This is a genomic window from Marichromatium sp. AB32 (genome assembly GCF_003718675.1).
Classification (GTDB): domain Bacteria; phylum Pseudomonadota; class Gammaproteobacteria; order Chromatiales; family Chromatiaceae; genus Marichromatium; species Marichromatium gracile.
The window spans coordinates 30974-52719 of record NZ_RHFJ01000020.1 but is presented as its reverse complement, the minus strand read 5'-3'; the positions used below and the strand labels follow the sequence as shown (position 1 = coordinate 52719).

The 21746-nt window shown below is 70.2% G+C and carries 19 protein-coding genes; 7 read left to right on the top strand and 12 right to left on the bottom strand.

The window, feature by feature from the left end:
• Window positions 1-5: 5 nt before the first annotated feature.
• Together rfbF and orn are read right to left on the bottom strand one after the other, a co-directional pair.
• Complete coding sequence (gene rfbF, locus EBL85_RS08295; protein WP_123141669.1) at window positions 6-776, bottom strand: glucose-1-phosphate cytidylyltransferase; 771 nt, start codon at window positions 774-776, stop codon at window positions 6-8.
• 158 nt (window positions 777-934) lie between these two features.
• The gene (gene orn / locus EBL85_RS08290; RefSeq protein WP_005224831.1) at window positions 935-1483 is read right to left on the bottom strand and encodes an oligoribonuclease; all 549 of its coding nucleotides are present in this window, start codon (window positions 1481-1483) and stop codon (window positions 935-937) included.
• A 197-nt stretch (window positions 1484-1680) separates the two neighbouring features.
• On the opposite strand from orn, the gene rsgA reads away from it, so the two are divergent.
• Window positions 1681-2685: a ribosome small subunit-dependent GTPase A gene (gene rsgA, locus EBL85_RS08285; protein ID WP_123142656.1), complete on the top strand. Its 1005-nt coding sequence runs from the start codon at window positions 1681-1683 to the stop codon at window positions 2683-2685.
• Window positions 2682-3155 (top strand): EVE domain-containing protein, encoded by a 474-nt coding sequence (locus EBL85_RS08280; RefSeq protein WP_123142655.1) that lies wholly within the window; start codon window positions 2682-2684, stop codon window positions 3153-3155. The genes rsgA and EBL85_RS08280 overlap by 4 nt, the downstream gene beginning before the upstream one ends.
• A 23-nt stretch (window positions 3156-3178) precedes the next feature.
• Here EBL85_RS08280 and cysN read toward each other — a convergent pair whose 3' ends face one another.
• From cysN to EBL85_RS08255, 5 genes are all read right to left on the bottom strand, one after another.
• Window positions 3179-5086, bottom strand: a complete 1908-nt coding sequence (gene cysN, locus EBL85_RS08275) for a sulfate adenylyltransferase subunit CysN (protein ID WP_123142654.1) — start codon at window positions 5084-5086, stop codon at window positions 3179-3181.
• The gene (gene cysD / locus EBL85_RS08270; RefSeq protein WP_062273774.1) at window positions 5086-5988 is read right to left on the bottom strand and encodes a sulfate adenylyltransferase subunit CysD; all 903 of its coding nucleotides are present in this window, start codon (window positions 5986-5988) and stop codon (window positions 5086-5088) included. Before cysD ends, cysN begins: the two co-directional genes overlap by 1 nt.
• A 118-nt stretch (window positions 5989-6106) precedes the next feature.
• Entirely contained in the window at window positions 6107-6445 is a 339-nt protein-coding gene (locus EBL85_RS08265; RefSeq protein ID WP_123141673.1) for a hypothetical protein, read from the bottom strand.
• A gap of 30 nt (window positions 6446-6475) precedes the next feature.
• On the bottom strand, window positions 6476-8023 hold the full coding sequence (locus EBL85_RS08260; protein WP_123141674.1) for a mechanosensitive ion channel family protein: 1548 nt from the start codon (window positions 8021-8023) through the stop codon (window positions 6476-6478).
• Window positions 8024-8192: 169 nt separating this feature from the next.
• The gene (locus EBL85_RS08255; protein ID WP_123142653.1) at window positions 8193-10586 is read right to left on the bottom strand and encodes a Tex family protein; all 2394 of its coding nucleotides are present in this window, start codon (window positions 10584-10586) and stop codon (window positions 8193-8195) included.
• Window positions 10587-10717: 131 nt separating this feature from the next.
• Here EBL85_RS08255 and EBL85_RS08250 point away from each other — a divergent pair, with 131 nt between their 5' ends.
• The 3 genes from EBL85_RS08250 to EBL85_RS08240 are packed head-to-tail and all read left to right on the top strand — an operon-like array spanning window position 10718 to window position 13549.
• On the top strand, window positions 10718-11413 hold the full coding sequence (locus tag EBL85_RS08250) for a 4'-phosphopantetheinyl transferase superfamily protein (protein WP_123142652.1): 696 nt from the start codon (window positions 10718-10720) through the stop codon (window positions 11411-11413).
• A gap of 42 nt (window positions 11414-11455) precedes the next feature.
• Window positions 11456-12268: an undecaprenyl-diphosphate phosphatase gene (locus EBL85_RS08245; RefSeq protein WP_123142651.1), complete on the top strand. Its 813-nt coding sequence runs from the start codon at window positions 11456-11458 to the stop codon at window positions 12266-12268.
• Between the two features lie 57 nt (window positions 12269-12325).
• Window positions 12326-13549 carry an alkaline phosphatase family protein gene (locus EBL85_RS08240; protein WP_123142650.1) on the top strand — a complete coding sequence of 408 codons (1224 nt, stop codon included), beginning with the start codon at window positions 12326-12328 and terminating at the stop codon, window positions 13547-13549.
• A 19-nt stretch (window positions 13550-13568) separates the two neighbouring features.
• On the opposite strand, the gene EBL85_RS08235 is transcribed toward EBL85_RS08240, so the two are convergent.
• The 5 genes from EBL85_RS08235 to wecB all read right to left on the bottom strand — a co-directional run bounded on the left by EBL85_RS08235 (window position 13569) and on the right by wecB (window position 19196).
• The gene (locus tag EBL85_RS08235; protein WP_123141678.1) at window positions 13569-14006 is read right to left on the bottom strand and encodes an SUF system Fe-S cluster assembly protein; all 438 of its coding nucleotides are present in this window, start codon (window positions 14004-14006) and stop codon (window positions 13569-13571) included.
• Between the two features lie 66 nt (window positions 14007-14072).
• Window positions 14073-15368, bottom strand: coding sequence for a Fe-S cluster assembly protein SufD (gene sufD / locus EBL85_RS08225; RefSeq protein WP_123141679.1), 1296 nt, complete (start codon window positions 15366-15368; stop codon window positions 14073-14075).
• Window positions 15365-16120, bottom strand: coding sequence for a Fe-S cluster assembly ATPase SufC (gene sufC / locus EBL85_RS08220; protein WP_123141680.1), 756 nt, complete (start codon window positions 16118-16120; stop codon window positions 15365-15367). The genes sufD and sufC overlap by 4 nt, the downstream gene beginning before the upstream one ends.
• Before the next feature lie 79 nt (window positions 16121-16199).
• Window positions 16200-17645 (bottom strand): Fe-S cluster assembly protein SufB, encoded by a 1446-nt coding sequence (gene sufB, locus EBL85_RS08215; RefSeq protein ID WP_123141681.1) that lies wholly within the window; start codon window positions 17643-17645, stop codon window positions 16200-16202.
• 450 nt (window positions 17646-18095) lie between these two features.
• Window positions 18096-19196 carry a non-hydrolyzing UDP-N-acetylglucosamine 2-epimerase gene (gene wecB / locus EBL85_RS08210; protein WP_123142649.1) on the bottom strand — a complete coding sequence of 367 codons (1101 nt, stop codon included), beginning with the start codon at window positions 19194-19196 and terminating at the stop codon, window positions 18096-18098.
• A gap of 264 nt (window positions 19197-19460) precedes the next feature.
• Between wecB and EBL85_RS08205 the strand changes: the two genes are divergently transcribed.
• Together EBL85_RS08205 and EBL85_RS08200 are read left to right on the top strand one after the other, a co-directional pair.
• Window positions 19461-20261: a TIGR01458 family HAD-type hydrolase gene (locus tag EBL85_RS08205; protein WP_123142648.1), complete on the top strand. Its 801-nt coding sequence runs from the start codon at window positions 19461-19463 to the stop codon at window positions 20259-20261.
• A gap of 85 nt (window positions 20262-20346) precedes the next feature.
• The gene (locus tag EBL85_RS08200; protein ID WP_123142647.1) at window positions 20347-21744 is read left to right on the top strand and encodes an MFS transporter; all 1398 of its coding nucleotides are present in this window, start codon (window positions 20347-20349) and stop codon (window positions 21742-21744) included.
• Window positions 21745-21746 lie beyond the last annotated feature (2 nt).

Below are 21746 nucleotides of genomic sequence, written 5' to 3'. Positions count from 1 at the left end.
CGTCGTCACCAGGTCTTCCAGGGCGCCGCCCCGGAGCGCCACAGCGCCTCGAGCTGGGTGCGGTCGCGCAGCGTGTCCATCGGCCGCCAGAAGCCCTGGTGCTCGAAGGCCATCAGCTCGCCCATGGCGCTGAGCCGCGCCAGCGGCTCGCCCTCCCAGCCGGTCTCGTCACCGGCGATCAACTCCAAACAGGCCGGCGAGAGCACGAAGAAGCCGCCGTTGATCAGCCCGCCGTCGCCGCGCGGCTTCTCGGTGAAGGCGGCCACCCGCGCGCCCTCGCGCTTGATCGCGCCATAGCGCCCGGGGGCCTGCACCGCGGTGACCGTGGCGAGATGGCCGTGGTCGCGATGGAAGGCGACCAGCGCGCCGATGTCGACATCACTCAGGCCGTCGCCATAGGTGAAGCAGAAGGGCGCCTCGGCGTCGAGATAGTCGGCCACGCGCTTGAGTCGGCCGCCGGTCTGGGTGTGCAGCCCGGTGTCGACCAGGGTCACGCGCCAGGGCTCGGCCTTGCGCTCGTGGACCTCCATGCGGTTGTTGGCGATGTCGAAGGTGACGTCGGACATGTGCAGGAAGTAGTTGGCGAAGTACTCCTTGATGACATAGCCCTTGTAGCCGCAGCAGATCACGAAGTCGTTGATGCCGTGAACGGAGTAGTGCTTCATGATGTGCCAGATGATCGGCATGCCGCCGATCTCGATCATCGGCTTGGGGCGCAGGTGCGACTCCTCCGAGATCCGCGTCCCGAAACCGCCTGCCAGAATGACCGCCTTCATCAGTGCTCCTCAATCAGGGTGTCGACCGCAACCGACGCATGCTGCGAATAACGGCACGACCGGCGACGAGATGAGCGATCGCCTCGGACGCCCGCCTCTATCTGGCCCCCATGATAACCAGCACGACGGGGATCGCACAGCATCGCGCGCGCGATACATCACTCCAGCCGCAGCAGTTGCTCGCGGTAATAGCGCAGCTCCTCGATCGACTCGCGAATGTCGTCGAGGGCGAGATGGCGCGAGGCCTTGCGCACCCCGGCGGCGACCTCCGGGGCCCAGCGCTGGGCGAGGATCTTGAGGGTGCTGACATCGAGATTGCGATAGTGACAGAACCCCTCGAGCCGGGGCATCCAGCGGGCGAGGAAGCGACGGTCCTGACAGATGCTGTTGCCGCACAGCGGCGAGGCACCGGCCGGCACCAGGTCGGCGAGGAACTCGAGGGTGGCGCGCTCGGCGGCGGCCTCGTCCTGTGCGCTCAGCCGCACCCGCTCGATCAGCCCGGAGGCGCCGTGGTGTTCGCGATTCCATTCATCCATGCCGGCGAGCTGCGCCTCGGACTGGTGGATCGCGATCACCGGCCCCTCGGCCAGCACCTTGAGCTGGGTGTCGGTGACGATGGTGGCGATCTCGAGGATGCGATCGGTGTCGGGGTCGAGTCCGGTCATCTCCAGGTCGATCCAGATCAGGTTCTGCGGGCTCTTGGTCATGAGCGTTCCTTGAGCAATGGGGCCTGTCGCAAGGCCGGGTGACGGAATCAAGCCGCAGTGTACTGCAAGGAGCGGCATCGTGCGGAGCGCCGGCGCTTTCCCTAGAATAGCCCCACCCCAGCCAGGAGCCCGAGCATGCACACCGACCACCCGCAGCCTCCCCGCCCCACCCCGCGCCAGCCGCGTCGGGTCGCCCGATGACCCGGCGGCGGCTGTCGAAGCGACAGATCGAGCGCATCCGCGCGATCCAGGAACGGCGCCGCGAGCGCCTTGCCAACCGTCCCGAGCAGGCGCTCGCCGACTGCGAGGCCGAGATCCCGCCCGAGGAGGGGCTGGTGGTGGTGCGCCACGGCGCGAGCCTGGTGGTCGAGGACCATGCGGGCGAGCTGCACCTCTGTGTCGCGCGCCAGCACCTCGGCCACCCGGTGTGCGGCGATCGGGTGGTGTGGCAGCGCGGCGAGCCCGGTCGTGGGCTGGTCAGTGCCATCCTCGAGCGCCAGACGGTGCTCAGCCGCCCCGACTACAGTGGTCGCGACAAGCCGATCGCGGCCAACCTCACCCGACTGGCGGTACTGATCGCCCCCGAGCCCGAACCGAGCGGCTATCTGGTCGACCAGTACCTGGTCGCCGCCGAGGGCATCGGCGTCGAGCCGATGCTGGTGGCCACCAAGATGGACCTGCTCGACGCCCCGGCGCGCGCGGCCTTCGAGCAGCGCTATGCCCATTATTGCGCGATCGGCTACCGCACCCTGTGGATCAGCCTGGAGCAGCCCGAAACGCTGGCCCCGCTGGTCGAGGCGCTGCGCGACCAGACCAGCATCCTCGTCGGTCAGTCCGGGGTGGGCAAGTCCTCGCTGGTCAAGGCGCTGCTGCCCGATCGCGACATCCAGGTCGGGCGCCTCTCGGCGGCCACCGGGCTGGGGCGTCACACCACCTCGGCGGCGAGCTGCTACCGCCTGCCCGGCGGCGGCGTGCTGATCGACTCGCCCGGGGTGCGCAGCTTCCGCCTCGGCGCCATCGGTCTGGCCGAGCTGCAGTGGGGCTTTCGCGAGTTCCGCCCGCACCTCGGCGGCTGTCGCTTCGCCAACTGTCGTCACGATCAGGAGCCGGGCTGCGCCATCCGCGCCGCGGTCGAGCGCGGCGAGATCGCAGCCGCGCGGCTGGACAACTTCCATCATCTGGCGCGGGGGGCGGGCGCATGACCCACTGGCTGTTCAAGTCCGAGCCCGGGGTCTTCGGCATCGACGACCTGGCCGCGCGCGGGGTCGAGCCCTGGGACGGGGTACGCAACTATCAGGCGCGCAACCTGCTGCGCGATCGCACCGCCGTCGGCGATCCGGTGTTCTTCTATCACTCCAACTGTGCCCGCCCGGCGATCGTCGGACTGGCCGAGGTCGCCAGCAGCCCGCGCCCCGACCCTACCGCCTTCGATCCCGCCTCGCCCCATCACGACCCCAAGGGCGACCCGGCGACACCGCGCTGGTATCTGGTCGACGTACGCTATCGCCGTCATCTCGCCCGCCCGATCACGCTGGCCGAACTCAAGACCCACGCCGAGGGCGCACTCGCCGGGCTGGCGCTGGTGCACCGCGGCAACCGCCTCTCGGTGATGCCGTTGAGCCCGGCGCAGTTCGACTTCATCCTCGCGCTCGAACACCGCCCGGCGCCCTGAGCCCGGGCGCCGGGGGCGGCGGCTCAGATCACCCCGCGCGCGGCGAGCAGCTCGACGACCTGCTCGGCTAGGGTCTCGGGGTCGGAGCCGTTGGCATCGAGGCGCAGCTCCGGGGCCTCGGGCGGCTCGTAGGGGCTGCCGATCCCGGTGAAGTTGGGGATCTCGCCGGCGCGCGCCTTCTTGTAGAGGCCCTTGGGGTCGCGCGCCTCGCAGGTGTCGAGATCGGCATCGACGAAGACCTCCAGGAACTCGCCGTCATCGAGTCGCTCGCGCGCCAGCCGCCGCTCGCTGCGAAACGGCGAGATGAAGCTGACACAGACGATCAGCCCGGCCTCGACCATCAGCCGCGCCACCTCGGCCACCCGACGGATGTTCTCCACCCGGTCCTCGGCGGTGAAGCCGAGATCGCGGTTGAGCCCGTGGCGGACGTTGTCGCCGTCGAGCGTCATGGTGTGACGGCCCATGGCGTGGAGGCGCTGCTCGACGAGATCGGCCACCGTCGACTTGCCCGCGCCCGACAGCCCGGTGAACCAGAGCACGCAGGGCTTCTGTCCCTTGGCCGCGGCGCGCGCGCTCTTGTCGATCTCCATCGCATGGTGGTGGATGTTGGCCGCGCGGCGCAGCGCGAAGTCGATCATGCCGCAGCCGACGGTGGCGTTGCTGATGCGATCGACGAGGACGAAGGCGCCGGTCTCGCGGTTGTCGACATAGGGGTCGAAGGGCACCGCGCGATCGAGCGCGAGGTTGCACACCGCAACATCGTTGAGCGCGAGGTGCTTGGCCGCGGTCTGCTCCAGGGTGTTGACGTTGACCTTGTGCTTGATCTCGGTGACCTGGGCGTTGAGCGCGGCGGTGGCGGTGCGCAGCAGATAGGGCCGACCGGGCAGCAGCGGCTGCTCGTCCATCCACACCAGGTGGGCGGCGAACTGGTCGGCGACCTCGGGGCGCGCCTCGGCGCCGGCGATCAGGTCGCCGCGCGAGACGTCGATCTCGTCGTCGAGCACCAGGGTCACCGCCTCGCCGGCACCGGCCCGCTCGCGCTCCCCGTCCATGGTGACGATGCGCGCGAGCGTCGAGCGCTTGCCCGCCGGCAGCACCACCAACGGCTCGCCGACGCGCACCTCGCCGCCGGCGACGGTGCCGCTGAAGCCGCGGAAGTCGAGGTTCGGCCGGTTGACCCACTGTACCGGCATGCGGAAGGGCCCGGCGCGCAGGTCGCGCTCGACATCGACCCCTTCCAGATAACCGAGCAGGGTCGGCCCGTCGTACCAGGGCATGCGTTCGGAGGCGGCGGTGACATTGTCGCCGGTGAGCGCCGAGACCGGGATGCAGGTGACCGCATCGATCCCGAGCCGCGCGGCGAAGGCGCGATAATCGGCGCTGATGCGCTCGAAGGTCTCGCGGTCCCAGTCGACCAGATCCATCTTGTTGACCGCCAGCACCAGATGGCGGATGCCGAGCAGCGAGACGATATAGCTGTGGCGCCGGGTCTGGGTGAGCACCCCCTTGCGCGCGTCGGCGAGCAGCACCGCGGCCTCGGCGGTGGAGGCGCCGGTGGCCATGTTGCGGGTGTACTGCTCGTGCCCGGGGGTGTCGGCGACGATGAACTTGCGCCGATCGGTGGTGAAGAAGCGGTAGGCGACATCGATGGTGATGCCCTGCTCGCGCTCGGCGGCCAGACCGTCGACGAGCAGCGCCAGATCGAGGTTGCCGCTGCCGGTGGTGCCGAAGCGCGCCGAGTCGTTCTCGAGGCTGGCGAGCTGGTCCTCGAACAACAGCTGGCAGTCGTAGAGCAGCCGTCCGAGCAGGGTCGACTTGCCGTCGTCGACCGAGCCGCAGGTGATGAAGCGCAGCAGCGTCTTGTCTTCCTGGGCGCGCAGATAGGCCTCGACCTCGGCGGTGGCGCCGGCGTGTTCCGGTGTCTGGGTCATCAGAAGTAGCCCTCCTGCTTCTTGGCTTCCATGGAGGCGCCGGCGTCCTGGTCGATGACCCGGCCCTGTCGCTCGCTGGTGCGCGCCAGCAGCATCTCGCGGATGATCTCGGGGAGCGTCTGCGCGCTGCTCTCCACCGCGCCGGTGAGCGGGTAGCAGCCGAGGGTACGAAAGCGCACCATGCGCGCCTCGGGCCTCTCGCCCGGGGCCAGCGGCATGCGCTCATCGTCGACCATGATCAGGGCGCCGTCGCGCTCGACCACCGGGCGCGGCGCGGCGAAATAGAGCGGCACCACCGGGATCTCCTCCTGATAGATGTACTGCCAGATGTCGAGCTCGGTCCAGTTCGACAGCGGGAAGACGCGGATGCTCTCGCCCTTGTTGATGCGGCCGTTGTAGAGGTTCCACAGCTCCGGGCGCTGGTTCTTGGGGTCCCAGCGGTGGCTGCGGGTACGGAAGGAGAACACCCGCTCCTTGGCCCGGCTCTTCTCCTCGTCGCGCCGCGCGCCGCCGAAGGCGGCGTCGAAGCCGTAGAGATCGAGCGCCTGCTTGAGCGACTGGGTCTTCATCACGTCGGTGTGCACCGCCGAGCCGTGGGTGAAGGGGCCGATGCCCTGCGCCACCCCCTCCTGGTTGATGTGCACCAGCAGATCGAGCCCGAGTTCAGCGGCACGCCGGTCGCGGAAGGCGACCATCTCGCGGAACTTCCAGGTGGTGTCGACATGCAGCAGCGGAAACGGCGGCTTGGAGGGATAGAAGGCCTTGAGGGCCAGGTGCAGCATCACGCTGCTGTCCTTCCCGATGGAGTAGAGCATCACCGGGTTGCGGAACTGGGCCGCGACCTCGCGCATGATATGGATGCTCTCGGCTTCGAGGCGTTGCAGATGCGTCTGATATGACATGGCTTCCCTGATCTCGTGCACGGATCGTGAGCGCCGACGGCGCACACAGGGCCCAATGGTAACGGTTCGGTGTGAACTGGAGAAAACCGTGACCGATTTCAAATCCCGCAAGGCACCGCTAGAGCAGCCGCTGCGCCTCGCCGCCGCGCAGCCCGAGCACCTGGCGCCCGAGCGTCAGCGCCTGCTCGGCGAAGGCGTCCGGGCCGTCCCAGGCCAGCCCCTCGGCCATCACCTCGTCGAGCAGCGCGCTGACCACCCGCAGCCGGTCGCCCTCACCACCGCGCTCGGCGCAGACATAGAGGCTCGGCTCGCCCTGACCGGCGGGGACGAAGGCGAGGATGAAGCGATAGGGACGCGGATCGGCGCTATCGATCTCGCCGAGCAGGGTCGCCTCGCAGCCGTCGAGGCGGTAGCGACGCTTGGGAATCGCGGTACGGATATGGGGTCGGTGCTCCATCGCCGGTGCTCCTCTCTTTGGTGACGGGGCTCAGCGCCCCCGGTAGAAGCGATTGGGGCGGACCATCACGGTTTCGATCCGGCGGCTGATATCGCGCAGACTCAACCGACGCACCGGCTGGCGACTGGCGGTACGCGCCGCCTCGGCGGTGTCGAGACGCGCCTTGACCACCCCGGCGAGGCGCTCGGCCAGCTCCGGGCGCGCGGCGACGATACGACGCACGCAGTCGAGATCGACACGGATCAGACTGACATCGCTCTTGGCGGTGAATTCGAGGAAGGAGGGATCGTTGGTCAACATCGAGGTGATGCCGAAGTGCTTGCCCGGCCCCAGCGTCTCGGTGACCTTGCGGCTGCGGTCCGGGAGGGTGACCACCGCCTCCACCAGACCACCGGCGACGACGTAGAAGGCATCGCTCTGAGCGCCGTCGGCGAGGATCACGTGACCGCTGTCGTAGTGACAGTAGACCCCGCGCGCGGCGACCTCCTCGAGTTCGTCGGCGGTGAGCAGGCCACTCACATCCAGCCCCTTGAGCGCGAGCAGGATGCTCGGCGGCTCGGCGTGACTGACATGGGCGCGACGGGTGCGCATCTCGCGCACCTCCGGGGCCATCTCGATGCCCGCGTCCTGGAGGCTGCGATGGATCTCGCGAAACAGCTCCTCGCGGGCGCGGAACATCGCCGGATAGTTCTTCAGATGCACCCAGACCATGTAGACGTAGGGCACCGTGGTGGCCTCGCTCAGGCGCACCACCGGATAGGGGAACTTGAGCACGCTCTCGCAGCGCATCGCCGCCTCGAGCATCAGCGCGGTGGCAAAGCGCGGATCGATCTCGGCGGGCAGCTTGACGAAGTACCAGGGGGCGTAGAGGTGCTGGTCGTCGTGCAGGTTCTTGATCGGCTGCCCGGCCATCTGCGAGTTGGGGATGATGTGGGTGGAGTTGTCCCAGCCGCGCAGCCGGGTCGAGCGCCAGTTGAGATCGATCACCTGACCGACGATGCCGTTGTTGAGCTCGACCCAGTCGCCGAGCCGGAAGGGCCGCTCGACGCCGAGGGCGATGCCCGAGAACAGGTCGCCCAGGGTCTTCTGCAGCGCCAGACCGAGCACCGCCGCGGCGACGCCGGTCGAGACCCAGATGCCGGTGAAGGAATAGCCGCGCTGCCACAGATAGATCGCCAGCCCGAAGAGCATCATCGCCACATAGATCAGACCGACCACCAGCTTGGGGACGCGCTCGGAGAGATCGTCGTCGGCGCGCACCAGCAGCACCACCTCGATCAGCCGCGCCACCGCCCAGCCGGCGGCCAGATGTGCCACCAGCAGGGTCAGCGAGCGGATGCCGGCATCGACGTCGGGCACCTCGAGCACCGCCGCGCCGAGCCTCAGCAGGGTACCGGCGACGATCACCATCCCCGGCAGCACCAGCAGGTCGAGCAGCGCCACCAGCGCGGGGAAGCGGCTGGCCACCGGGCGGTTGTCGACCCGCCAGGTGACGACGCGCGCCACCAGGAAGGCGAGCAGCACGCCGAGGAAGAGGTGCCAGTTGTCCTGCGCCAGGGAGTCGAACAGTGCGGTCATGTCGTGGGTCAGCCTGGATCTTGCGTGGGCTCGGGTCGGTCCGCCCGCCGCCGGGCGAGCCCGGCAACCGACGGCGCATCCGACCGGCGGGATCGTGCATGCGCACGGCGCCGCCGCCCGAGGGCGGCGCCGTCGCGAGCGCCCCGGAGCGGGCGCTCGCCTGGGCCGTTCAGCCCTTGCGCGCCTTGGCGAAGGCCTCGGCCATGGCGCCGCCGAGCGCGGCAGCGCCCTGCCCGGCGCCGCGCTGACGCCGCTCGCCGCCCTGGCGGCGCTCTCCACCCTGACGCGGCTTGTCCGACTTGGCCTTGGGCCGGGCCGGGCGCTGGCCCGACCTGGCCGCCTCGCCCGCGGCACGCGCCGGCGCCTTGCCGCGCCCGCTCGCCCCGCCCTTGGTGCCATCCTCGTCGCCGAGGCGCCGGGTGAGGGCGATGCGCTTGCGCTCGAGATCGACCTCGAGCACCTTGACCTTGACCAGATCGCCCGACTTGACCACCGCATGCGGGTCCTTGACGAAGCGATCGGCGAGCGCCGAGATGTGCACCAGACCGTCCTGGTGCACGCCGATGTCGACGAAGGCACCGAAGTTGGTGACATTGGTCACCGTGCCCTCGAGCACCATCCCCGGCTTGAGATCGGCCAGGGTCTCGACGCCCTCCTTGAACTGCGCGGTCTTGAACTCCGGGCGCGGGTCGCGACCGGGCTTCTCCAGCTCGGCGAGGATGTCGCGCACCGTCGGCAGGCCGAAACGCTCGTCGGTGAACGCGGCCGGGTCGAGCGCGCGCAGCGTTGCGGTGTCGCCGATCAGCGCGCCGATCTCCTTGCCGGTGTGCGCGACGATGCGCCGCACCACCGGATAGGCCTCGGGATGCACCGCCGAGGCATCGAGCGGCTCGTCGCCGTCGGGCACCCGGAGGAAGCCGGCGCTCTGCTGGAAGGTCTTGTCGCCGAAGCGCGACACCGCCATCAGCGCCTTGCGGTTGGCGAAGGCGCCGTGGTCCTCGCGGAACTGGACGATGTTCTCGGCCAGCCCGCGGTTGAGCCCCGAGACCTGGGCGAGCAGCGGCACCGAGGCGGTGTTGAGATCGACACCGACGGCGTTGACGCAGTCCTCCACCACCGCGTCCAGGGTGCGCGCGAGCTGACCCTGGTTGACGTCGTGCTGGTACTGGCCGACGCCGATCGCCTTGGGCTCGATCTTGACCAGCTCGGCGAGCGGGTCCTGCAGCCGCCGCGCGATCGACACCGCGCCGCGCAGCGAGACGTCGAGGAGCGGCAGCTCCTTGGAGGCGAACTCCGAGGCCGAGTAGACCGAGGCGCCGGCCTCGCTGACCACCAGCGAGCGCAGCCCCAGCTCGGGGTGACGCTCGATCAGCTCGCGCACCAGCCGGTCGGTCTCGCGCGAGGCGGTACCGTTGCCGATGCTCACCAGCTTGACCGCGTTCTGTCGCGCCAGCTCGGCGAGCCGGGCGATGGCGTCGTCCCACTGCTTGCGCGGCGCGTGCGGATAGATGGTGTCGGTGTCGACCACCCGCCCGGTGGCGTCGACCACCGCCACCTTGACCCCGGTGCGCAGCCCCGGGTCGAGCCCGAGGGTCGGCAGCCGCCCGGCCGGCGCGGCCAACAGCAGCGCCTTGAGGTTGAGACCGAAGACGCGGATCGCCTCGCCCTCGGCGGCCTCCAGCAGCCGCCCCTTGAGCTCCAGATCGAGTCGGGTGAGGAGCTTGACGCGCCAGCACTTGCGCACCGTCTCGACCAGCCAGTCGTCGGCGGCGCGGCCCTGCTGGGCGATGCCGAAGCGCGCGGCGATGCGCGCGCGGCAGGGGGCGTCGGGGTCCTCGCCGGGACCCGACAGCAGCTCCAGCGCGAGCACCCCCTGGTTGCGACCGCGAAACAGCGCCAGGGCGCGGTGCGAGGGGATCTTGGCGATCGCCTCGCGATAGTCGAAGTAGTCGGCGAACTTGTTGCCCTCCTGCTCCTTGCCCTCGAGCACCCGCGAGACCAGGATGCCCTGCTCCCACAACCGGTCGCGCAGCTCGCCGGCGAGTTCGGCGTCCTCGGCGAAGCGCTCCATGAGGATCTGGCGCGCGCCCTCGAGTGCGGCCTCGGCATCGGCCACCCCGCGCTCGGCCTCGACATAGGCCGCGGCGCACTGCTCGGGCACCTGGGTGGGATCGGCGAGCAGCGCCTCGGCCAGCGGCTCGAGCCCGGCCTCGCGGGCGATCTGCGCCTTGGTGCGACGCTTCGGCTTGTGCGGCAGATAGAGGTCCTCGAGCCGCTGCTTGGTCTCGGCCGCGACGATCTCGGCGTGCAGCTCGGCGGTGAGCTTGCCCTGCTCCTCGATGCTCTTGAGCACGGTAACGCGGCGCTCGTCGAGCTCGCGCAGATAGACCAGCCGCTCCTGCAGATGACGCAGCTGGACGTCATCGAGACCGCCGGTGACCTCCTTGCGATAGCGCGCGATGAAGGGCACGGTGGCGCCCTCGTCGAGCAGCCGCACGGCCGCCTCCACCTGCTCCGGTCGGACCGCGAGTTCCTGGCTGATGGTCTCGGTGATGCTGATCATTGACTCTCGTTCATCGTTGCGAAAAGGGAAAACCGGGCGCGGCGTCACGACCACGCCGGCGTCGCGCCCGTGGCATCATACCCGAGCACAGCGGCGGCGATCTCCCGGCGCCGCGCGACAGGACCCGAACGATGACCGACGAAGACCTCCACTGGCAACCGGCGAGCACCGCGCCCGCACTCGGCGACGACGAGATCCATCTGTGGCGGATCGATACCGGCGAGCACCACGGCCAGGCGCTCGAGACGGCGCGCGCCGTGCTCGAGACGGCGCACCTGGCGCGGCTCGCGCGCATCCGCGACCCGGCCCAGCACGCCCGCGCCGTTCGCGCCCAGGCCGGGCTGAGACGGGTGCTCGGGCACTATCTGGGCGAGCCGCCGCAACTGGTCAAGGGCGCCAACGGCAAGCCCTATCTCGACGCGAGGCAGGCGGCGCTCGCCTTCAATCTCACCACCAGCGGCGAGCTGGCGCTGCTCGGGGTGCGCCGCGGCAGCGGGCCACGGGCCGAGCTCGGCGTCGACTGCGAGTGGATCCGCCCGCGCGCGCGGCTCGCGGCGGTGGCGCGGCGGATGTTCGACCCCGCCACCTGCGCGGCGGTGCTCGCCCACCCCGAGGAGGCGCGGCTGGTGCCCTTCTGTCGCGCCTGGACCGCGCTCGAGGCCGATGCCAAGTGCGACGGGCGCGGGCTGATGCGCCCGCGCGCGGCGGCAAGCCCACTGCCGCGCATCGCCCACTGCCGCCCCGCCCCCGGCTACATCGCCGCGCTGGCCAGCCCGACCTTGCCGCCGCGCGCGCGCTGGCGCGCGCTGGCGCTCGTCGATGACTGATCGGCAGTATACTGCCGCCCCCGTATCCAGGAGTTACCCTTGGTGGACACCCTAGAGATCATCCTCCTCGCCCTGGTGCAGGGCGTCACCGAATTTCTCCCCATCTCCAGCTCCGGGCACCTGATCCTCACCCCGCTGCTGTTCGGCTTCGAGCTGCAGGAGCTGGCCTTCGACGTCGCCCTGCACCTCGGCACCCTCGGCGCCGTGACCCTCTACTTCCGCCGCGAGATCGCGCGCATGACGGTCGCCGTGCTCGGCTCGCTGCGTCACCGTCGGTTCGATGATCCCGACGCCCGGCTCGGCTGGATGATCGTGCTCGCCACCGTGCCGGTGGTGCTGCTCGGGCTGCCGCTCAAGCTGGTGCTGGAGTTCCTCCGCGACGACCCGACGCTGATCGCCAAGGTGATCGCCGCCACCAGCATCGGCTTCGGCCTGCTGCTGTGGTGGAGCGACTGGCGCGGCGCGCGGCGGCGCGACGAATACAGCCTGGGCTGGCGCGGGGCGCTGGTGGTGGGGGTGATGCAGGCGCTGGCGATCATCCCCGGCACCTCGCGCTCGGGCATCACCATCACCGCCGGGCTGCTGCTCGGGCTGACCCGGCGCGCCGCCTCGCGCTTCTCCTTCCTGCTGGCGATCCCCACCATCCTCATGGCGGGCACGGTCGAGGGTATCGAGCTGGCCGGACAGGGCGCTGCGGTCGACTGGATGGGGTTGGCGCTCGGCGCGGTGTGGTCGATGCTCTTTGCCTATCTCACCATCCATCTGTTCCTGCGCTTCATCGAGCGCGTCAGCATGTTGCCCTTCGTGCTCTACCGCGTGGCGCTCGGCGGGCTCATCCTGCTGCTGGTGTGGTAGCGTCGGGGAGCGGGCCGCCATCCGGTGACCACGCGCCAACCGCCCCGAGGAGAAGGCATGACCCGACCCGAGCCCCGCTCGCTGCTCGAGCATCACCGTCCCGACTACGCCGGCGGCGGCATCGTCAACCTGATGAGCACGCTGATCGCCGCGCGCGGCGGCCAGCCGGAGACGCCGACGCTCACCGCCCTGCCCCCGGCGCGACTGGCCGACACCCGCAACCTGGTGCTGCTGGTGATCGACGGGCTGGGCGCCGACTGGCTGCGGCGCCACGCCCCCGAGGGGCTGCTCGCGCGTCATCGCATCGCTACCCTGAGCACGGTGTTCCCGGCGACCACCGCCGCGGCCATCACCACCTATCTCACCGGCGACGCGCCGCTGCGTCACGGGCTGACCGGCTGGCACACCTATCTGCGCGAACTCGGCTGCGTGATGGCGGTGCTGCCCGGCACCCCGCGCTACGGCGGGGTCTCCTACGCGCGCGCCGGGATCGACCCGGCGCGGCTGTTCGGCACCCGCCCGGTGTTCGACCGCATCGCCACCCGTTCGAGCGTGATCGCGCCGCAGTTCATCATCGACTCCGACTTCAACCGCGCCCACAGCGGGCAGGCCGAGCGGCTCGGCTTCCAGGGGCTCGACGACATGTTCGGCCAGGCCGCGCGGGTGATCCGCGCCGCCCCCTGGCGTCCCGGTCGGCGCCGTCACGACGCCGCCCCGCGCTATCTCTATCTCTACTGGCCGAGGCTCGACACCATCGGTCACCAGCAGGGTATCGAGAGCGCGGCGGCGGTCGGTCATCTGGCGCAGATCGAGGCCGCGCTCGCGCGCTTTCTCGAACAGATCACGGGGACCGACACCCAGGTGCTGGTGTGCGCCGACCACGGCCAGGTCGACAGCACCCCCGAGACCCGTGTCGATCTCGACGACCACCCGGAGCTGGCCGAGTGTCTGGCGCTGCCGCTGTGCGGCGAGCCGCGCGCGGCCTTCTGCTATCTGCGCTCGGGGCGCGAGCGCCAGTTCCTCGACTACTGCGAGGCGCATCTGGCCGAGCGGGTGGAGGTGGTGCCGAGCAACCGGCTGATCGAGCTGGGGATGTTCGGCAGCGGCGAGCGCAACCCGCGACTGGCCGAGCGGATCGGCGACTACTGTCTGCTCGCGCGCGACAACGCGATCGTCGTCGATCGCCTGCCGAACGAGCGCCCCCACCCGGTGGTCGGGGTGCACGGCGGGCTGAGTCGCGCCGAGCTGGAGGTGCCGCTGGCGCTGCTGCGCCCGGACTGAGCGCCGGGCGCGGGCGGGATCACATCAGCCCGAGCTGGAGCCGGGCCTCGTCGCTCATCCGCTCCTGGGTCCAGGGCGGATCCCACACCAGCGCGACATCGACCTCGCCGACGCCCTCGACCCGCGCCACCGCCTGTTTGACCATCAAGGGCATCATCCCGGCGACCGGACAACCGGGGGCGGTGAGGGTCATCTCCACGGCCACCGCGCCGTCGGCGGCGATGTCGATGGTGTAGATCAGGCCGAGGTCATAGATGTTGACCGGGATCTCCGGGTCGTGGACGCCGCGCAGGGCGGTGACGATCGACTCGCGCAGGGCCTCGGCGTCGACGACCGCCGGCGGTGCGTCCTCGACCTCGGTGGCGTCACGCCCGGCGTCGGCGGCGAGCGCCGCCACCTCGTCCTCGTGGTCCTGCTCGCGTTTGCCGAATCCGGCGAGGCGGGCCAGTCTGTTCATGGATGCGAACCTCTTCGACTGCAGATGATGCCGACGGGCCGGCGCCCGCGCGGGCGCCGACACCGCTCAGTCCAGGGGCGCGGCCTCGAGCCGGTCGCCGACCAGGGCCGCGATCTCGGCGCGCAGCGCCTCGTCGCCGAGCCGCCCGATGATCTCCTCGGCGAAACCGAGACAGAGCATGCGCCGGGCGCTGGCCTCGGGGATGCCGCGGGCGCGCAGATAGAACAGCATCTGCGGGTCGATCTGACCGACCGTGGTGCCGTGGCTGCACTTGACGTCGTCGGCGTTGATCTCGAGCTGCGGCTTGGTGTCGATCTCGGCGCGCTCGGAGAGCATCAGATTGCGGTTGGACATCGCCGCGTCGGTGCGCTGGGCGTCCTGGGCGACGAACACCCGACCGTCGAACACCGCGCGTCCCTGACCGTAGAGGATGCCCTTGAACAGCTCGACGCTGGTGCAGTCGGGCACCGCGTGGTCGACATCGAGGTGATAGTCGATGAGCTGACCGTCGCCCGAGAGATAGAGCCCGTGGAGCACGCACTCGGCCCCCGGCCCGGCGAAACGGGTGTTGATGTCGGTGCGCGCCCAGCGCCCGCCGAGACCGATGTTGAGCCCCTGATAGCGGCTGCGCGCCTGCTGGTGCAGATAGAGCGTGCTGAGATGGAACGACTCGGCCGAGTCGTGCTGGATGCGCTCATGATCGAGCCGCGCCTCGGCCGCGAGGTCGATCTCGAGCACGGCGTTGGTGGCGTGCGCGATGCTCGGCTCGGCCCCGACATAGCGCTCGACGAGCCGTGCCTCGGCGCCCTCGCCGAGCACGATCAGGTGGCGCGGCTGGGCCAGCGTCGGGCGCTCGCCGGTGGTGACGTGGAGCAGTTCGAGCGGGCGCTCGAGCCGCGCGCCGGGCGCAAGCAGCACCACCAGCCCGTCGGCGCCGCCGGCGGCGTTGAGCGCCGGGAAGAGCGCGGCGGGATCGTCGGCGAGCGCACCGAGATGGGGGCGCACCGCCTCCGGATCCTCGGCGATCAAGCGCGCCAGCGAGTCGATCCGCACGCCCTCGGGGAGCGCGCCGAGCCGGCCGTGCTCGGGGGCATACCGGCCATTGACCAGCACCACCCGATCGGCCTCGAGGCCCTCGACCAGCAGCGGCGCCAGCGCCTCGGCGGCGAGCACCGCCGCGCCCTCGTCGAACGCCTGCTCGAACAGTCGGCGCGGGTTGGTGTAGCGCCACGCCTCCTGCTTGCTCCCCGGAACACCGAGCGCCGTCGCCCGCTCGCGCGCACTCGTGCGCCAGGCCTCGAGCCACGCCGGGCCGCCGTTCGGGGTGGCGGCCCCGAGCCAGGTCGCCAGCTCGCCACTCATGCCGCCGCGCCCTCGTCGGTGATCCAGCCGTAGCCGTGCTGCTCGAGTTCGAGCGCCAGCTCCTTGCCGCCGGAGCGGATGATCCGGCCCTTGTAGAGGACGTGGACGAAATCGGGCTCGATGTAGTCGAGCAGACGCTGGTAGTGGGTGACCACGATCATCGATCGCTCGGGGCTGCGCAGCGCGTTGACGCCCTCCGAGACCACCCGCAGGGCGTCGATGTCGAGTCCGGAGTCGGTCTCGTCGAGGATCGCCAGCTTGGGCTCGAGCAGCGCCATCTGGAAGATCTCGTTGCGCTTCTTCTCGCCGCCGGAGAAGCCGGCGTTGACCGCGCGCTTGAGCAGCGAGTCGTCGAGGTGCAGCACCTTCAGCTTCTCCTTGATCAGGCGCATGAAGGAGACCGCATCGAGCTCGTCCTCGCCACGCGCCTTGCGGATGCTGTTGAGCGCGGACTTGAGGAAGTAGGTGTTGTTCACCCCCGGCAGCTCGACCGGGTACTGGAAGGCGAGAAACAGCCCGAGCTGGGCGCGCTCCTCGGGCTCGAGCGCGAGCAGGTCGCGCCCCTCGAAGCTCGCCGTGCCGCCGGTGACGGCATAGCCCTCGCGGCCCGAGAGCACATGCGCGAGCGTGCTCTTGCCCGAGCCGTTGGGGCCCATGATGGCGTGCACCTCGCCGGGGCCGATGCGCAGGTCCAGCCCGCGCAGGATCTCTTTGTCGCCGACGTTGGCCCGCAGGCCAGTGACAGATAGCATCGTCCTCTCCCAATCGTCCGGAACCCGCGCGGGTTCCCTGTCCGAATCTTGCGTGTTGTTTCGCCGAGCCCGCGCGGCGCTAGCCGACCGCACCTTCCAGGCTGATGCTGAGCAGCTTCTGCGCCTCGACCGCGAACTCCATCGGGAGCTCGTTGAAGACTTCCTTGCAGAACCCGTTGACGATCATCGACACCGCATCCTCCTCGCTGAGCCCGCGGGCGCGGCAGTAGAAGAGCTGGTCGTCGCTGATCTTGGAGGTGGTCGCCTCGTGCTCCATGTTCGCCGAGGGGTGTTTGACCTCGATGTAGGGCACGGTGTTGGCGGTGCAACGATCGCCGATCAGCAGCGAGTCGCACTGGGTGTGGTTGCGCGCGTTGGCCGCGCGCTGACCGATCCGCACCAGCCCGCGATAGGTCTGGCGCCCCTCGCCCGCCGAGATGCCCTTGGAGACGATGGTCGAGCGGGTGTTGGGACCGATGTGGATCATCTTGGTGCCGGTGTCGGCCTGCTGGCGACCCTTGGTCACCGCCACCGAGTAGAACTCGCCGACCGCGTCCTCGCCGCGCAGCAGGCAGCTCGGATACTTCCAGGTGATCGCCGAACCGGTCTCGACCTGGGTCCAGGAGATCTTCGAGCGCGCGCCGCGGCAGTCGCCGCGCTTGGTGACGAAGTTGTAGATACCGCCGCGTCCCTGGGCGTCGCCCGGATACCAGTTCTGCACCGTCGAGTACTTGATCTCGGCGTCATCGAGCGCGATCAGCTCGACGACGGCGGCGTGGAGCTGGTTCTCGTCGCGCTGCGGTGCGGTACAGCCCTCCAGATAGCTGACGTAGCTGCCCGCCTCGGCGACGATCAGGGTGCGCTCGAACTGCCCGGTGTTGCGGGCGTTGATGCGGAAGTAGGTGCTCAGCTCCATCGGGCAGCGCACCCCCTCGGGGATGTAGACGAAGGTGCCGTCGCTGAACACCGCCGCGTTGAGACAGGCGAAGTAGTTGTCGGTGTGCGGCACCACCGAGCCGAGGTACTGCTTGACCAGCTCGGGGTAGGCGTGCACCGCCTCGGAGATCGAGCAGAAGATCACTCCGGCCTCGGCCAGGGTCTCGCGGAAGGTGGTGGCCACCGAGACGCTGTCGAACACCGCATCGACCGCCACCCCGGCGAGCGCCTTCTGCTCCTCGATGGGGATGCCGAGCTTCTCGTAGGTCTCGAGCAGCGCGGGATCGACCTCGTCGAGGCTCTTGGGGCCGTCCTCGGGGCGCTTGGGCGCGGAGTAGTAGGAGATCGCCTGGAAGTCGATCGGCGGATGATCGACATCGGCCCAGTTCGGCGGCGTCATGGTCAGCCAGTGGCGATAGGCCTTGAGCCGCCACTCGGTCATGAACTCGGGCTCGCCCTTGCGTGCCGAGATCGCGCGCACCACGTCCTCGTCCAGCCCCGGCGGCAGGGTATCGGACTCGATCTCGGTGGTGAAACCGTGCTCGTACTCGGATCCGACGATGTCTTCGACGGCTGGGGTTGAGGTCATCGCTCCAGGCTCCGCTTATTCTCAGTAATTTGCTCAGTTATTAATATACGCCGCCAAGGGCACGAATCAACACCCCGCGCAACGCGGCAGTTCGTCTCGTCGACCTCGGGGGGCTGGACGGTGCCGGACATCGGCCCGCGTGCGGTGATGTCCACCGGATATTGCAGATAAACGGCGATTATATTCCAACTCGATGGCTGCTTTCACATCGAACTTGCAAATGCGAGGCGTTCACGTGGCAGCGGCTTCCCCGGCGGGGGCGCTCGAACCGGGTCGGGGACCCAACCATACAGCGACGCGCACCGGCCTGTCTCGTCCGCCATGCACCGGCATCGACCAGGCTCCGCCCGATCCGTGGGCAAGGACGCCTCCCCCGAGCGCACCGCAGCGCGCACGGTGCGTTCGCGCTGTTCTCCGAAGCAAGCGACGGGCCAGCGCCGGCGACGAGGGTCAGTCGGTGCCGAGCAGCCGCTCCAGGTGGGCGACGATGCGCTCGCCGGCGCGCCCGTCCCAGCGCTCGGGAATCTCGCCGCGCGGCCAGCGACCATCGAACAGTCGCGCCAGCGCCGGGCCGAGACGCTCGGGATCGGTGCCGACGAGCAGGTTGGTGCCGATCTCCACCGTCTCCGGGCGCTCGGTGGTATCGCGCAGGGTCAGGCAGGGCACCCCGAGCACCGTGGTCTCCTCGGTGATGCCGCCGGAGTCGGTGATCACCGCGCGGGCGTGACGCACCAGATGGTTGAACTCCAGATAGGGCTGGGGCTCGATCAGGTGCAGGGTCTCGGGCACCGCGTCGAGCCGCTCCAGGGTGCGCGCGGTGCGCGGATGCACCGGGAAGACCACCGGCTGCCCGCGGGTATGCTCGGCCACCGCGCGGAGCATGCGCGCGAAGGCGCCGTCGGCGTCGACATTGGCCGGGCGGTGCAGGGTGAGCACGAAATACTCGCCCGGCCTCAGCCCCAGATCGTCCCAACACGGCGGCGGACGCAGCCGGTCGAGATTGGCCAGCAGGGTGTCGATCATGGTGTTGCCGACGAAGAAGATCCGCTCCTCGCCCACCCCGGCGGCGCGCAGATTGGCGTTGGCGTGCGCGCTGGTGGTGAAGAACCAGTTGGTGATCGCATCGGTCACCATGCGGTTGATCTCCTCGGGCATCCCCCAGTCGCCGGAGCGGATGCCGCCCTCGACGTGCGCCACCCGCACCCCGAGCTTCTGCGCGGCGATGGCGCAGGCCATGGTCGAGGTGACGTCCCCCACCACCAGACAGAGCGCGGCGGGGTGCTCGAGCAGCAGCCGCTCGTAGCGGGTCATGATCGCCGCGGTCTGCTCGGCCTGGGTACCGGAGCCGACCTCGAGATTGATATCCGGCGCGGGGATCCCGAGTTGTTCGAAGAAGTCGCCCGACATCCGCCGGTCGTAATGCTGTCCGGTGTGCACCAGACGATACTCGAGCCCGCCGCCGTCCGCGCGCCGCTGCTCCAGGGCGCGGATGATGGGCGCGATCTTCATGAAGTTCGGGCGTGCACCGGCGATGATGTCGATCAGGGGCATGGATCCGGTCCCTCGTTGGCGATGAGGCGCGACAGTACGGGCCGCGCGCACAGAGCCTAACGCGCCGCTCGCGGCCCGTCACCCGCCGCCGCCCGCGCCTCTCGCCACGCGCTACCGGGCAAAGCTTGTCCACTCCAAAAAGACTTCAACATCGGCGGACACTTAAGCGCGTCGCGCACAGGTTATCCACAGATGGAACCACAGCAACTGTGGATAACCGAATCGTCATCCACACCCGGCCCCCGACCGTGACAGGAGCGAGCCATGCGCCCAGACCCATCCACCGCCCTGCTGATCGACATGGACGGCGTGCTCTACCAGGGCGAGCAGGCCATCGCCGGCGCCGCCGAGACCCTCGACTGGCTGCGCGCCAACGCGGTGGCCCACCGCTTCGTCACCAACGCCAGCTCGCGCCCGCGCGCGCAGCTTGTCGCGCGCCTCGCCGGTCACGGCATCACGGTCGAGGAGACGCACATCCTCACCCCGCTGGTGGCCGCCGCCGACTGGCTGCGCGAACAGGTCGACGGCCCGGTCGCGGCCTTCGTCCCCGACGCCACCCTGGCCGACCTCGACGGGCTCGCCCTCGCCCGCGACCCCGAGCACGACCGCGCCGGCGCCGTGGTCGTCGGCGATCTCGGCGCCGGGTGGGACTTCGCCACCCTCAACCGCGCCTTCCGCTTCCTCATGCAGCCCGACGCCCCGCCCCTGCTCGCCCTCGGCATGACCCGCTACTGGCGCGCCGAGGACGGGCTGCGCCTCGACACCGCGCCCTTCGTGATGGCGCTGGCGCATGCCAGCGGGCGCGAGCCCCAGGTCTTCGGCAAGCCCGCCGCGGCCTTCTTCGAACGCGCCCTCGCGGCGCTCGGCGCCAGCCCCGCGACCACCTGGATGATCGGCGACGACCTGCGCGGCGACGTCGGCGGCGCCCAGGCCGCCGGGATGCGCGGCCTGCTGGTGCGCACCGGCAAGTTCCGCGCCGACGAGCTGGCGACGAGCGACATCCGCCCCGAGGCGGTGCTCGACTCCATCGCCGAGCTGCCGCGCTGGTGGAGCGGGGGCGACTGAAGCGGTTTGCCCGGGGACGATTTTGTGCGATGGTCGGGGTAACAGCGGGCTCCGGCCCCATCGTCAGATCATCGAGTCAGACCCCATGAAACCGGCTCCATCGCCACAGGTCCTGGCCAACCCGCGCTTCCGTCGGCTGTTCACCGCCCAGGTGATCGCCCTGGTCGGCACCGGGATGAGCACGGTGGCGCTCAGCCTGCTCGCCTTCGCCCTCGGCGGCGCCCAGGCCGCGGTCATCCTCGGCGCCGCGCTGGCGTTGAAGATGGTCGCCTATGTCTTCTTCGCCCCGGTGTTCGGGGGGCTGGCGCACCGCCTGCCGCGCCGCCCCTTCCTGGTGACCATGGACCTGATCCGCGCCGCGGTGCTGCTCGCCCTGCCCTGGGTCGACGCGTTGTGGCAGGTGCTCGCGCTGATCTTCCTGCTCAACCTCTGCGCCGCGGGCTTCAAGCCGGTGTTCTCCGCGACCATCGCCGACCTGCTCCCCGACGAGGCCGAGTACACCCGCGCCCTGGCGCTCTCGCGTCTGGCCTACGATCTCGAGGCGCTGCTCAGCCCGCTGCTCGCCGGTGCGGCGCTGCTGTTGATCAGCGACGACGGGCTGTTCGCGCTCAACGCCCTCGCCTTCCTCGTCTCGGCGGTGCTGGTCGCGCGCACCCTGCTGCCCGCGGCCAGAGCGCCGGAGCGCACCGGCACGCTCGGCGCCGAGATCCTCTTCGGCGTGCGCGCCTATCTCGCCACCCCGCGTCTGCGCGGGCTGCTCGCGCTCTATCTCGCGGTGGCCGGTGCCAGCGCCATGGTGATCGTCAACACCGTGGTCTATGTGCGCGACACCCTCGGTGCCAGCGAGTCGATGGTGGCCATCGCCCTGGGCGCGACCGGCGCCGGCTCGATGCTCACCGCGCTGGCGGTGCCGCGACTGCTCGAGCACATCAGTGAACGGCGGTTGATGCTCGGCGGCGCGGCGCTGCTCGGCGCCGGGCTGCTGCTCGTCGCCAGCGGCCCCGGCCTCGGCGGGCTGCTCGCCATCTGGGTGCTGGTCGGCGCAGGTCTCTCACTGGTGCAGACCCCCGCCGGTCGGGTGATCAACCGCTCGGCCGCCGCCGGTGATCGCGCCGCCTACTTCTCGGCGCACTTCTCGCTCTCGCACGCCTGCTGGCTGGTGTTCTATCTGCTTGCCGGCGCGCTCGGCGCCAGCCTCGGCACACCCGCCACCGCGCTCCTGCTGGGACTGGCCGCGCTCGCCTGCACCGCGCTCGCCGCCCGGCTGTGGCCGCGCGACGATCGCGCGGTGCTCGAACACCACCACCGGGCGCTCGACCACGACCACCTCCATACCCACGACAGCCACCACGATCATCCACACGCGGGCTGGGAGGGGCCGGAGCCGCACCGCCACCGGCACCACCACCGGGCACTGCGCCACGCCCACGACTTCGTCATCGACACCCATCACCCGGTCTGGCCCGACGCGCGCCCGGCCTGACC